The following is a 13,377-nucleotide window of genomic DNA, read 5'->3' as shown; positions in this document are numbered from 1 at the left end:
GCTCCTCAGGTGACGGCGTGCTGGTCGGTGCGGGTCACGGGTTGTTGAGGACCGGCAGGGCACGGCCCATCGTCGGCGACTGGAGCGTCGCCTCGAGCAGGTGCTTGCCGAGCAGGCTCTCGTCGGGCAGCTCGATCGGGTACTCGCCGGTGAAGCAGGCCCGGCAGAGGCGGTCGGCCGGCTGCCCGGTTGCCTCCACCATGCCCTCCAGCGAGATGTAGCCGAGGCTGTCCGCCCCGACGCTGGCGGCGATCTCCTCGGGGGTGAGGCCGTTGGCGATGAGCTCGGCGCGGGTCGCGAAGTCGATGCCGTAGAAGCACGGCCACTTCACCGGCGGGCTCGAGATCCGTACGTGGACCTCGAGGGCGCCCGCCTCCCGGAGCATCCGCACCTGGGCACGCTGCGTGTTGCCGCGCACGATGGAGTCGTCGACCACGACGATGCGCTTGCCGCGGATCATGTGCTCGAGGGCGTTGAGCTTGAGACGGATGCCGAGCTGGCGCAGGGTCTGGCTGGGCTGGATGAAGGTGCGACCGACGTAGGCGTTCTTGACGAAGCCCTGCCCGAACGGGATGCCGGACTCGGCGGCGTAGCCCGAGGCGGCCGGCGTGCCGGACTCCGGCACCGGCATGACCAGGTCGGCCTCGACCGGGAACTCGCGGGCCAGGCGCCGCCCCATCTCGACGCGCGCCTCGTGCACGTTGCGGCCGCTGATCGTCGCGTCGGGACGGGCGAGGTAGACGTACTCGAAGACGCAGCCCTTGCGGTCGGGCTCGGCGAAGGTGTGCGAGCGCAGGCCGTTCTCGTCGATGACGACCATCTCGCCGGGCTCGACCTCACGCACGACACTCGCGCCGATGGTGGCCAGCGCGGCGTCCTCGCTGGCCACGACCCAGCCGCGGTCGAGGCGGCCGAGGACCAGCGGGCGGATGCCCTGCGGGTCGCGGGCGGCGTAGAGGGTGCCCTCGTTCATCCAGACGAAGCAGAAGGCCCCCCGCAGCAGCGGCAGCACCTCCAGCGCGCGCTGCTCGAGCGTGGTGTCGGGGTGGTGCGCCAGCAGCGCGGTGACGAGGCCGGTGTCGTTGGTGGAGGTCTCCACGTCGCGGGCCTGCAGCGGGAGCTCGCCGTCCGGGTCGGGGAGCGCGGTGACCATCTCGCGCAGCTCGTGGGTGTTGATGAGGTTGCCGTTGTGGCCCAGCGCGATGGAGCCGTCGACGGTGGGCCGGAAGGTCGGCTGCGCGTTCTGCCACGTCGAGGCGCCGGTGGTGGAGTAGCGCGAGTGGCCGATGGCGAGGTGGCCCTTCAGCGACTCGAGCGTGGACTCGTCGAAGACCTGCGACACCAGGCCCATGTCCTTGTAGACCAGGATCTGGCGCCCGTTGCTGACCGCGATGCCGGCCGACTCCTGCCCGCGGTGCTGGAGGGCGTAGAGCCCGAAGTAGGTCAACTTGGCGACGTCCTCGCCGGGGGCCCAGACCCCGAAGACGCCGCAGGCGTCCTGCGGCCCTTGGTCCTGGGGGTCGAGTGCCGTGGTCAGACGGCCGTCGCCGCCCGTCCGCCTGCTCGTCTGGTAGGGCACGACCCGCAGTCTACGGGCGCGCGGCCCGATCGCCGCACCCACGCCCAGCCCCCGGTATCCGAGGACGTCGTGGAGCTCTGGAGTCCGGATCGCCGACCGTCACGTCCTCAGACATCGGTCAGGCGCCGGGGATCAGGGCCAGCACCCGGTGGAGCGCGAGCCGGGCAGCCGTACGACCCGCCGCCGGCAGGGGGAGGACGTCGAGCACCGGGTTGCCGCGGGCCCACGCGGGGTCGGACGGCAGGGCACCCTCGGGGCCGGCGTACCTCGGGGTGAGCGCACGGCGCACGGCCTCCTCGACGCCGAGGAGCCGACCGCCCGAGCGCGGCTCCCACGCGTGCCCGGGACGGCACACCATGTCGTGGCGCAGCGACTCGATCAGCGCGGTCACCGTGTGGAAGGGCGCGGTGGTCGTGAGGGCGGTCGCGAGCCCGACCAGCCCGGTGGGGGCGACCGGGAGGGGGACCCGGAGCCGGGACAGCCCCGCCTCGCCCCCGACCACGCGCATCAGGTCGGGGTAGGCGACGACGTCGGGGCCGCCGACGTCGACCGCGCCCCGCGGACCGTCGTCGGCAAGCGCGTCGTCGACCGCGCGGAGGACGTCGGAGACCGCCACCGGCTGGACGCTGCTGTCCATCCAGGTCGGCACGGGCTGGACGAGGAACAGGGTCGCGACCTGGCGGATGATCTCGAAGGACGTGGACCCGGCGCCGATCACGACCCCGGCCCGCAACGCCACGGACCCGTCGGCGGCACCGAGCAGGATGCGCTCCACCTCGAGCCGCGAGGAGATGTGCGCGGAGAGGTCGGCCTCGGGGACGTCGGGCACCAGGCCGGAGAGGTAGACGACGCGGCGTACGCCCGCCTCCCGCACCACGGCCGCCACCGTCTCGGCGCCCACGCGGTCGCGGTCGGAGAAGTCGCTGCGGTCGAGGGAGTGGACGAGGTAGACCACGGCGTCGACGCCGTCGACCGCCGCGAGGACGGCGGCGGGGTCGGTGACGTCGCACCGGATCGCGTGGACGCGGTCGTCCCAGCCGAAGCGGTCCGGGCGCGGAGGGGACGACGAGGCGGCCACCACGTCGTGGCCGTGCTCGAGGAGGTGCGGCACCAGCCGGGACCCGATGTAGCCGGTGGCGCCGAGGACGAGGACCCTCATGCCGCCTGCTCGCCGAGGTGCTTCAGGAGGTTGCGTGAGAAGACCGCGCCCATGTGCTTGACCACGCCGGCCATCACCCGCTCGACCGCCGGTCGCGCGAGGCCGGGCAGCGGCAGCCGGGTGCTGATCTCCAGGTCGATGCTCACCTCGGTGCCGCCGTCCGGGTGGTCCGCCAGCTCGTAGGTGCCCTCGACGGCCGTCATCTCGTCGGGCTTGCCGGGATCGTGGCTGAACAGGATCCGTTCCTCGGGCTCGAGCTCCATCACCTCGGTGAAGGTGGGAGCCACCGAGACGTGCAGCACGGGGATGGTGCCCATCCGCCACGTCCACCGGTCGCCGTCCACGTCGATCGAGGTGACGTACGGGGTCATCCGGGCGATCAGGTCCGCGTCGGTCAGGGCCGCCCAGACCTCGCTGCGGGGCGAACGGAGCACCGCCGAGGAGCGGTCACGGGCACGGAAGGTCGCCATGCCCGTCACGCTACCGAGCGCTCCGAAGGAGGGTCCTCACCCGCGCGAGCGGTGCGTGAGACACCTTCCGCAGGTCGGGAATGTGGCTGTGGCACCGCCGACAGGCGTGTCCGCCGACGCCACGCCCGCGGGGCGGTGGGTGAGCCACGTCCTGGTCGGCCGAAATGTGGCTCACCGCTCGAGAGGGATCAGCGGGGCAGCTCGCCCAGGTTCCGCAGGAGCAGCGCCTCGGCCTTGACGACCTTCTCGAACTCCGCGAGGTGGAGGCCCTCGTTGGCGCCGTGGGCGCGGGTGTCGGGGTCCTCGACACCGGTGACCAGCACGCTCGCCTGCGGGAACGCCTCGAGGAACTCGGCGATGAACGGGATCGACCCGCCGACGCCCATGTCGACGGGGGCGGTGCCGTCCCAGGCCTCGGCGAACGCGGCCCGCGCGGCGTCGTACGCCGGCCCGCTCGCGTCGATCTGGGTGGCCTCGCCTGTGTCGACGACCGTCGTGGTGAGGGTCGCGCCCCACGGGGTGTGCTTCTCGAGGTGCGCCTGGAGGCACTTGACCGCGTTGGCCGTGGTGTCACCCGGGGCGATGCGCATGCTGATGCGGCAGCGCGCGGTGGGGACGAGCGTGTTGGACGCGCCGTCGACCTTGGGCGCGTCGAAGCCGGTGATGCTGATCGACGGCTTGGTCCACAGGCGCTCGACGACCGAGCCGGAGCCGATCCACTCGATGCCCTCGGCGGCGCCGGACTCGGCGCGCAGGCGGGCCTCGGGGTACTCGACCTCGGCGGCCGGGCCGGAGTGGAGGCCCTCGATCGCGACGTTGCCGGCGTCGTCGTTGAGGCTGGCGATGACGCGGCTCAGGGTCATGATCGAGTCGGGCACGAGGCCGCCCCACATGCCGCTGTGCACGGCGTGGGTGAGCGTACGGACCTCGACGTCCATCCGGACCAGGCCGCGCAGGCTCGTGGTGAGGGCGGGCTCGCCGATGTCCCAGTTGCCGGAGTCGGCGATGACGATGACGTCGGCCTCGAGGCGGTCCTTGTAGGTGTTCAGCAGCTCGACGAGGGTGTCGGAGCCGACCTCCTCCTCCCCCTCGATGAACATCACCAGGTTGACCGGGAGGTCGTCGCCGAAGATCCGGACGGCGCCGAGGTGGGCGGCGATGCCGGCCTTGTCGTCGGCCGCGCCGCGGCCGTAGAGCCGGTCACCGCGCTCGGTGGGCTCCCACGGCGGGGAGTCCCAGTCGGCGTGGTCGTTCTCGGGCTGCACGTCGTGGTGGGCGTAGAGCAGGACCGTGGGTGCGCCCTCGGGGCCTGCCTTCTTCGCGATCACGGCCGGGGGTGCGCCGTCGTACGCGCGGACGATCTCGCACTCGAACCCCTCGGCGGCGAAGAGGTCGCGCGTCGCCTCGGCGCTGCGCTCGACCTCGCCGGCGCGGGCCGGGTCGGCGCTGACGGACTCGATGCGGACGAGGTCCTCGAGGTCACGGCGGATGCCGGGCATGACCTCGGCGAGACGAGCGGGGATGTCGACAGTCATGGCGTCACCCTAGGAGCATGCCCGGGCGCAGGCGAGGCTGGCCCTCAGCGGAGGGTCTCGAGCTCCGCCAGCAGCTCGCGAGCCGTGCGGGTGAGTCGCTCGATCCGCTCGTGCGAGGCGTCGTCGCGGGCTGACGGCGGCACCGCCTCGACGTCGAACGCGGCGAGGTCGCCCCGGTGCCACGTGGAGAACTCCTCCAGGGCCACACCGTCGAGGTCGACGCTGCGCCCCTCGAGCAGGAGGAGCGGCGCACCGACGGCGACGCCGAGCCGGTCGGCGAGCGACGTCGTCGCCGGGACGGCGCGCACCTGGTTGTGACCGCCCACCACGTGGCGACCCAGCCGGTCGGCGAGGAGCTGGTGCAGCGAGGCGTCGGTGAGGTCGTCGCGCGAGATCACGTCGGCGACGTCGGCCGGCAGCCAGGTCCGGATGTAGCTGAGCACGACGCCGCCCACCGAGCGCACGCGCCCGAGCTGGAGGACGCGGTCGCCCGGGATGGAGACCAGGTGGTCGGGGCGGGGCACGACGTCGTACGCGTCGACGCGGGTGGTGACACGGCCGTCCGAGTCGGCCTCCAGCCGCAGTCCCGAGCGGCGCACGTCGCGATGCACCTCGCGGTGCTCGGCGACGACGGAGCCCTTGCCCCGCACCTTGCGGATCAGGCCCTCCGCCTCCAGGGTCGCGAGCGCCTGGCGCACCACCGAGCGCGAGACGTCGAACTCCGCCTGGAGTGCCGCCTCGCTCGGGAAGAGGTCACCCGGACGCAGGTCGCGGCTGTCGAGCCGCTCGCGGAGGGCGCTCTCGACCTGTGCGTGCAGGGGGGCGGGACGCTCGCTCACGGCCGTCACTCTAGGGGCGCGACCGTGAGCCCGGCGCCCCGCTCAGGCGTCGACCCGCTGGGCCGTCCTCCAGACGGCGTCCCAGCCCGGCGCGAGCGCCGCCGCCCGTCGGGTGGCGAGCACGAGGCTGGCCTCGCGGGCGATGCCCTTGCCGGCGATGTCGAAGGCGGTTCCGTGGTCGACCGAGACCCGGACGACGGGGAGCCCGACGGTGATGTTGACCCCGTCGTCGCCGTAGACCGCCTTGAACGGCGCGTGCCCCTGGTCGTGGTAGCAGACGACGACCAGCTCCCACTTGCCGCGGACGGCCTGCGGGATCAGCGCGTCGGCCGGCAGCGGACCGTGGGCGTCGATCCCCCGCTCGCGGGCGCGGGCGACGGCCGGCTCGAGCACGTCGGCGTCCTCGTCGCCGAAGAGTCGGTTCTCGCCGGCGTGCGGGTTGAGACCCGCGACCCCGACGGGCGTGTCGGGCCTGCCCATCGCACGTGAGAACGCGTGGACCAGGTCGAGCACGTCGTCGGCGCGCTCGGGGGTGATGTCGGCGATGGCGCGCGTGAGCGAGACGTGGGTGGTCAGGTGGAAGAAGTAGAGGTCCCCGGCCGACAGCACGAGGGAGAAGTTCTCGACCCCGAACTGCTCGGCGAGCAGCTCGGTGTGGCCGGGGTACTTGTGACCGCCGGCGTGCATCGCGGCCTTGTTGAGCGGCGCGGTCACGATGCCGTCGATGGCTCCCGCCTTGGCGAGGGCGCAGGCCGCGACGACGAAGCGGTAGGACCCGTCGCCGGCCACGGCGCTGAGCTCGCCGAGCGGCACCTCCTCCATCGGCTCGCCCACCTGCACGACCTCGACCAGGCCGGGGTCGTTGGTCGCGGCGGAGGGGTGGTCGAGCGTCACCACCACGCCGGGGTCGATCCCGAGCAGCGGCGCGACGCGGCGCAGCGCACCGGCGTCGCCCACCACCACGGGGATGCACTCCTCACGGAGGTCGGGGTGCTCCAGCAGGGTGCGGAGGGTCGTCTCGGGCCCGATGCCGGCGACGTCGCCGAGGGTGATGCCGAGGACGGGAAGGCTGCTCATGAACGTGCTCCTTGGGCGCCGCGCACGGCACCGATCAGTTGGGTGAGGGTGTGCGGGTCGCCGAACCCGCCTGCCTTGGTGGCGACGGGGAGGCCGTCGTGGGTGCCGCCCACCAGGGTGCCGAGGGGGACGCCCTCGACGGGTGCGTCCACCACGCGGATGCCGGTGGCACCCAGCGCGAGCAGGGTCTGGGCCGCACCGTCGCCGCCCACCAGCACCAGCAGGCCGTACGCCGGGAGACCCTCGCCGCCCGACAGGGCCGCGGCAGCCTCCGCGCCGAGGTCGCGGGCGCGCTGCTCGGCGGCGCCGTCGATGCGGGCGGGGTCGGTGACGAGGAGGTCGACGCCGAGCTGCTCGGCCCGTGCCTTGAGCTCGGCCACCTGCTCGCGGGCGACCGGGTGCAGCGACGACACGAGGACGAGGCTCCGACTGTCGGCCGGGACCTCGACACGGCTCGGCCTCGACGGCTCGGACGTACGCCACACGCGGGCCAGCGCGACCGCGAGGCCGGCCGAGCCGACCGGCACCGCGTCGGGACCGATCTCCGCGACGGCGGCGGCGATCCGGTCGAGGTCCGCCTGGTCGCGGGCATCGACCACGACGACCTCGCCGCGCTCGCCGGCCTCGCGGATCGCCGCTGTCAGGTCCTCGCCGTCGACGAGGACGGCGCCGGGCACCAGCACCCGCAGGTCGGACTCCGTGACGGGGGTGACCGGGTCCTCTCCCGCGGCGCCGTGGTGGACGGGAGCACCGTGGACGAGCACGTGACCGTCCTCGACCGTCCGGCCCATCGCGGGGTAGGCCGGGCACAGGACGGCGTACGCGGCCGGACGCGAACGCCGGCGACCGGCGACAGCGCCGCGTACCTGCTCGGCGACGCGGCCCCGCACGGTGGAGTCGATCTTGACGTAGAGCAGCTCGGGGTCGAGGTCGCCGACCGCGCGGGCTGTCACCCGCTCGGCACGCGGGTCGCGCCTGCTGTCGAGCGTGACCGCGACGGCGTCCTCCTCCGGCTCGTGGCGCCAGCCGCCGCTGAGCGAGAGCAGCGACAGCCAGCCCGACCGGGCGAACGACACGACGGTGTCGCCCGCCCCGGTCAGGTCGTCGGCGAGCACGAGGACCCTCACAGCTGAGGTTCCTTGACGCCCAGGTCCATGTCGTCGAGGCGTTCGATCTCCTCCTCCGAGAGCAGCCCGCCCTCGCGCTTGAGCGCGAGCGAGGCCAGGGTGGGGGCGATGATCGCGGTGACGAGCACCGACGCCGCGACCTGGGCGGTGGCGGTCTCGACGAACGGCTGGAACTTCGGGTCGGCCAGACCGATGATCGCGGGGGTCGCGATGGCGTTGCCCGCCGTCGTGCCGGCCGCGAAGCCGATGCCGGAGCGGTAGCCGCGCCGCAGCAGGAAGCGGTACCCGAGGTAGACGAACAGGCCGGTGACCGGTGCGACGACGAGACCGACGACCAGGCCGCTCAGACCGCCCTTGACGATGTTGTTGAGGTCGATGCCCGTGCCGAGAGCGAGCGCGAAGAACGGGATGACGATGGCAGGGGTCGGCCGAAGAACCTCGCGCCAGTGCGGGTTGAGGTTGCCGACCAGCATGCCGAGGAGGAACGGGATCACCGCGGCGACCATGGCACTGACCGGGATGTCGGCCAGACCGGAGGCACCGAGGAACAGCATGGAGAAGAAGGGGCCGTCGTTGAGCGCGGAGGCGATGTAGGCACCGCGGTCGCGCTTGTCGCCGTAGCGTCCCGTGAACGCGAGCCAGAGCCCTCCGTTGCTGTTGTCGACAGCCACGAGCAGGGCGAGGATCGAGACGCCGAGGATGCCGTCGATGCCGACGACCTGGCCGAGCAGGATCACGATCGTGGCGGGGATGATGCTCTTGCAGAGCAGCACCACGCCGGCCGTGGCGACGACCGGACCGCTGGTCTTGAGGGTCACCTGGGTGCCCGTGGCGAAGATCAGCAGGGCGATGAGCGGCAGCGCGCTCTGCTGGAACAGGGCCGTGGTGAACGAGCCCATCTCGAGGAAGCCGGTGGCGAAGGTGCCGAGGAGCGAGCCGATGACGAGCGGGATGAGCATCAGCCCGCCGGGGATGCGGTTCATCAGCTGGTAGAGCGGCGCGATCTCCCGCTCCGGGATGGTGTCAGTCATGGGGGTGTCCCTTGTCGGATGTTGTACGTACAACCTGTACGGACAACTGACGATCGCAGACGGGCGCGCTGGTGTCAACCGTCACAGGGAGCCGTGACGGGGCGGACGAGGAGCGGGGGTCGCCGTCAGCCGTCGAGGCCGGCCCACTCGCCGCTGCGCTTCTCCATCATCAGCTGCCGCTCGGCGTCGGCGAACCCGAGGCGGCGGTAGATCCCGATGGCGTCGCCGTCGGTGTCCGCGACGATGACGAGGGTGTGGACGCCGAGTCGGTCAAGGGCGTGCTGCCCGGCCGCGTGCACGACGGCGGTGGCGAGACCCCTGCGCCGGTGGTCGGGGTGGGTCTCGACGCTCTGGAAGCGGGCGACCCCCTCCTGGGTGACGAAGACGCCGGCGGTCGAGACGAGTGCGCCGTCGACGAAGGCGCCGAAGCGCTGCCCGCGGCCGGCGTCGACGAGGCGTCGCTCCTGCGCGTTCTTCTGCCGGGCGTAGGTCATGAAGGCCTGCTCCGACGTGCTCGGGTAGAGCTGCTGGCTGAGGCGGGCGCGGGCCTCCCAGTCGTCCTCGCCCTCGAGCGCGCGGACGTCGGCCTCGACCTCGCGCGGGGGGTCGAGCCGCTGCGCGGTCAGCACCGTCGCGACGTCGACCGTCAGGCCCGCGGCCTCGAAGGCGGCCCTCGACTCGTCGGTCAGGTCGGCGACGTCGATGCCGATGCTGACGTGGTCGGCCTGCGGGAACTCGGTGTGGAACGCAGCCACGACCTCCTTCTCGCCACCGGGCACCGGCGGCTCGGCGAGGAGGAGGAAGTTGCCCCAGAAGTAGGACGGGTTCTCCGGCGATCGCACGACGAGGTGGGTGCCCCGGTCCTCGACGACGCTGCCGGAGTCGGCCAGCAGGGCGAGGTCGGTGCGGAAGCCGAGCGAGCTCACGTGCATGGTGCGGAGGCTAGTCCCCGCGCTCGGGTCCGGTCCTAGGGTGGGTCGCATGGACCGCGACCAGGTGCTGGTGCTCAACGCGGGGTCGTCGTCGCTCAAGTACCAGGTGGTCGGTCCGGACGGCTCCGTCGCGGTCAAGGGCTCGGTCGACCGGCTGACCGGGGAGGACGACCACGCGCGGGCGCTCGCGAAGGTGACCGAGGACCTGCGTCGCGCGGGCGTCGACGACGAGCGCCTGGTGGCCGTGGGCCACCGCATCGTCCACGGCGGCCCACGACTGACCACGCCCACGGTGGCCGACGACGACGTCCTCAAGGCGGTCCGCAACGCCGTCCCGCTCGCGCCCCTCCACAACCCGCCCGCCCTCGCGGCGCTGGAGGCGGCGATGTCGTGGCTCGACGACGTGCCGCACGTCGTCGTGATGGACACCGGGTTCTTCGCCGACCTCCCGGACCACGCCGCGACCTACGCGATCGACCGCGACCTCGCACGCAGGCACGACGTACGCCGCTACGGCGCGCACGGCATCAGCCACGAGTACGTCGCCGCCCGGGCCGCCGCCCACCTCGGTCGCGACGACCTGCGGCTGGTCACGCTCCACCTCGGCAACGGCGCCTCCGCCGCCGCGATCGACGCGGGTCGACCGGTGGACACCTCGATGGGCCTGACCCCCCTCGAGGGACTGGTGATGGGCTCGCGCGCCGGCGACCTCGACCCGGGCATCCTGGTGCACCTCGCCCGGCACGAGGGCCTCGGCACCGACGCGCTGGAGGACCTGCTGCACCACCACTCGGGCATCACCGGACTGACCGGGCGCTCGGACTTCCGCGACCTCGAGGCCGGTCTGGAAGACGGCGACGACGCCTGCCGGCTGGCGTGGGGTGTCTACTGCCACCGGGTGCGCAAGTACGTCGGCGCCTACCACGCCGCGCTCGGCGGGGCGGACGCCGTCGTGTTCACCGCCGGAGTAGGCGAGAACTCAGCCCGACTCCGGGCGGACGCGCTCGCCGGGCTCGCGCGGCTCGGTATCGAGGTCGACGCTGCCCGCAACGAGGCCGACTCCAAGGCAGTGCGGGCCATCTCGACCGACACCTCCGCCGTCGTCGTGCTGGTCGTGCCGACCGACGAGGAGCTCGCCATCGCCGACGCGACCCGTGCCGTGCTCCACCGCGGCGCGTCCTAGAGGTTGTCCGCGCCGGTGTCGGCGTCGGCCGTCGTGGACGGCGAGCCGCCGCGGTCTGGGTCGGCGTCGTCGTCCCAACGCCAGTCGCGCACCTCGGGCAGGTCGTCACCGTGGGTGCGCGTCCACTGCCGCGCGCGCCGCCGCGTGTCGGTCATCAGCTGACGCACCGACGCGGCCCGCGGACCGAGCCCGGGCACGCGGTCGATGACGTCCATCACCAGGTGGTAGCGGTCGGTGTCGTTCATCATCACCATGTCGAAGGGCGTGGTGGTGGTGCCCTCCTCCTTGTAGCCGCGCACGTGGATGTTGTCGTGGTTGGTGCGGCGGTAGGTCAACCGGTGGATCAGCCACGGATACCCGTGGTAGGCGAGGATGACCGGCTTGTCGGTGGTGAAGACGGTGTCGAAGTCACGGTGGCTGAGCCCGTGGGGGTGCTCGGCCTCGTCCTGCAGGCGCATGAGGTCGACGACGTTGACGAAGCGGATCCGCAGGTCGGGCAGGTGCTCGCGCAGCAGCGACACCGCGGCCAGTGCCTCCAGCGTCGGCACGTCGCCCGCGGCCGCGACGACCACGTCGGGGTCGCCGTCGTCGTTGGACGCCCAGTCCCAGATGCCGACGCCCCGGGCGCAGTGCAGGTCGGCCTGCTCGGCGTCGAGCCAGTCGAAGCTCGGCTGCTTCCCCGAGACCACGACGTTGACGTAGTGCTCGCTCTCCAGGCAGTGGGCCATCGTCGACAGCAGGGTGTTGGCGTCCGGTGGCAGGTAGACGCGCACCACCTCGGCCTTCTTGTTGACGACGTGGTCGATGAAGCCGGGGTCCTGGTGGGAGAAGCCGTTGTGGTCCTGGCGCCACACGTGGGAGCTCAGCAGGTAGTTGAGGCTGGCGATCGGCGGGCGCCACTCGATCTCGCGCGTGGTCTTGAGCCACTTGGCGTGCTGGTTGAGCATCGAGTCGACGAGGTGGATGAAGGCCTCGTAGCAGCTGAAGAGGCCGTGCCGGCCGGTCAGCAGGTAACCCTCGAGCCAGCCCTGGCAGGTGTGCTCGGAGAGGATCTCCACCACCCGGCCCGAGCGGGCGAGGTGCTCGTCGAGGGCGAGGAGGTCGGCCGACCACACCTTGTCGGTCACCTCGTAGACCGCGTCGAGGCGGTTGGAGGCGGTCTCGTCCGGCCCGAAGATCCGGAAGGTGGTGTCGTTGTCGCGCACCACCCCCACGAGCCACTGCCCGAGGACACGGGTCGGCTCGTGGACCGAGGCGCCGGGGCGTTCGACGGCCACGGCGCTGTCGCGCCAGTCGGGGAGCCGGAGCGGTCGCTTGAGCAGCCCGCCGTTGGCGTGGGGGTTGGCGCCCATCCGCCGGGTGCCCGACGGCGCGTTGGCGCGTACGGCCTCGACCGGCCTGCCCTCGGCGTCGAAGAGCTCGTCGGGCCGGTAGGACCGCAGCCACTCCTCGAGCTGGGCGCGGTGCTCGTCGTTCTCGCGGGTGCCCGCCAGTGGCACCTGGTGCGCGCGCCAGGTGCCTTCCACCGGCTTGCCGTCCACCTCGGCCGGCCCGGTCCATCCCTTCGGGGTGACGAGCAGGATCATCGGCCACTGCCGGCGCTCGAGGTCGCCGTCCTCGCGGGCGGCCCGCCAGATGTCGCGGATCATGTCGTGCGCCTCGTCGAGGGCGGCGGCCATCTGCCGGTGGACGTCGGTGGGGTCGTCCCCCTCGACGGTGATGACGTGGTGGCCGTAGCCGCGCAGCAGGCTCTCGAGCTCGTCGCGGGGGATGCGGGCGGGGATCGTCGGGTTGGCGATCTTCCAGCCGTTGAGGCTCAGGACGGGCAGCACCGCTCCGTCGTGGACCGGGTCGACGAACTTGTTGGCGTGCCAGCTCGCTGCCAGCGGACCGGTCTCGAACTCGCCGTCGCCGACGACCGCCGTGACGACGAGGTCGGGGTTGTCCATGGCGGCGCCGTAGGCGTGGGACAGGACGTAGCCGAGCTCACCTCCCTCGTGGATGGATCCGGGGGTCTCGGGAGCGACGTGGCTCGGGATGCCACCGGGGAAGGAGAACTGGCGGAACAGTCGCGCCATCCCGTCACCGTCACGCGCGATGGCCGGGAAGACCTCGGAGTAGGTGCCCTCGAGCCAGGCGTTGGCCACCGCGGCGGGGCCGCCGTGGCCCGGTCCGCACAGGATGATCGCGTCGACGTCGCGTTCGCGGATCAGCCGGTTGAGGTGGGTCCAGACGAGATTCAGGCCCGGCGTGGTGCCCCAGTGACCGAGCAGGCGCGGCTTGATGTCGTCGCGCTCGAGGGGTCGCTCGAGGAGCGGGTTGTCGAGCAGGTAGATCTGGCCGACGGAGATGTAGTTGGCCGCACGGAACCAGAGATCGAGCTCCTGACCTGGTCATCGGTGAGGGTCGCCATGCTCCTTCGTACCGGAAGTCGACGCTCAAGGG

At 72.5% G+C, this 13,377-nt stretch carries 10 protein-coding genes and 1 pseudogene; 1 reads left to right on the top strand and 10 read right to left on the bottom strand.

Annotated features, from left to right (window positions below):
• Positions 1 to 34 precede the first annotated feature (34 nt).
• From purF to EXE59_RS06590, 9 genes are all read right to left on the bottom strand, one after another.
• Positions 35 to 1,579, bottom strand: coding sequence for an amidophosphoribosyltransferase (purF, locus tag EXE59_RS06630; protein ID WP_135838198.1), 1,545 nt, complete (start codon positions 1,577 to 1,579; stop codon positions 35 to 37).
• Positions 1,580 to 1,697: 118 nt separating this feature from the next.
• Entirely contained in the window at positions 1,698 to 2,738 is a 1,041-nt protein-coding gene (locus EXE59_RS06625) for an NAD(P)H-binding protein (RefSeq protein WP_135838197.1), read from the bottom strand.
• Complete coding sequence (locus EXE59_RS06620) at positions 2,735 to 3,208, bottom strand: SRPBCC family protein (RefSeq protein WP_135838196.1); 474 nt, start codon at positions 3,206 to 3,208, stop codon at positions 2,735 to 2,737. The genes EXE59_RS06625 and EXE59_RS06620 overlap by 4 nt, the downstream gene beginning before the upstream one ends.
• A 188-nt stretch (positions 3,209 to 3,396) precedes the next feature.
• Positions 3,397 to 4,743: a dipeptidase gene (locus EXE59_RS06615; RefSeq protein WP_135838195.1), complete on the bottom strand. Its 1,347-nt coding sequence runs from the start codon at positions 4,741 to 4,743 to the stop codon at positions 3,397 to 3,399.
• Between the two features lie 44 nt (positions 4,744 to 4,787).
• Entirely contained in the window at positions 4,788 to 5,582 is a 795-nt protein-coding gene (locus tag EXE59_RS06610; RefSeq protein WP_168218424.1) for a GntR family transcriptional regulator, read from the bottom strand.
• Positions 5,583 to 5,624: 42 nt separating this feature from the next.
• The gene (pdxA, locus tag EXE59_RS06605) at positions 5,625 to 6,659 is read right to left on the bottom strand and encodes a 4-hydroxythreonine-4-phosphate dehydrogenase PdxA (RefSeq protein WP_135838193.1); all 1,035 of its coding nucleotides are present in this window, start codon (positions 6,657 to 6,659) and stop codon (positions 5,625 to 5,627) included.
• Entirely contained in the window at positions 6,656 to 7,786 is a 1,131-nt protein-coding gene (locus tag EXE59_RS06600; protein ID WP_135838192.1) for a four-carbon acid sugar kinase family protein, read from the bottom strand. The genes pdxA and EXE59_RS06600 overlap by 4 nt, the downstream gene beginning before the upstream one ends.
• A complete protein-coding gene (locus EXE59_RS06595; RefSeq protein ID WP_135838191.1) occupies positions 7,783 to 8,817 on the bottom strand; it encodes a 2-keto-3-deoxygluconate permease in 1,035 nt (344 codons plus the stop codon). The genes EXE59_RS06600 and EXE59_RS06595 overlap by 4 nt, the downstream gene beginning before the upstream one ends.
• 125 nt (positions 8,818 to 8,942) lie before the next feature.
• Complete coding sequence (locus EXE59_RS06590; protein WP_210428907.1) at positions 8,943 to 9,749, bottom strand: GNAT family N-acetyltransferase; 807 nt, start codon at positions 9,747 to 9,749, stop codon at positions 8,943 to 8,945.
• A gap of 49 nt (positions 9,750 to 9,798) precedes the next feature.
• On the opposite strand from EXE59_RS06590, the gene EXE59_RS06585 reads away from it, so the two are divergent.
• Positions 9,799 to 10,932, top strand: coding sequence for an acetate/propionate family kinase (locus EXE59_RS06585; RefSeq protein WP_135838190.1), 1,134 nt, complete (start codon positions 9,799 to 9,801; stop codon positions 10,930 to 10,932).
• Here the strand turns inward: EXE59_RS06585 and EXE59_RS06580 are convergent.
• A pseudogene (locus tag EXE59_RS06580) lies at positions 10,929 to 13,304 on the bottom strand (phosphoketolase family protein); the annotation flags it as partial. The gene EXE59_RS06585 and the pseudogene EXE59_RS06580 sit on opposite strands and share 4 nt — an antisense overlap.
• Positions 13,305 to 13,377: the final 73 nt, after the last annotated feature.

It is taken from the genome of Nocardioides eburneiflavus, from assembly GCF_004785795.1.
Classification (GTDB): domain Bacteria; phylum Actinomycetota; class Actinomycetes; order Propionibacteriales; family Nocardioidaceae; genus Nocardioides; species Nocardioides eburneiflavus.
The sequence above is the reverse complement of the archived record's forward strand: the minus strand, read 5'-3'. Positions and strand labels throughout refer to the sequence as shown.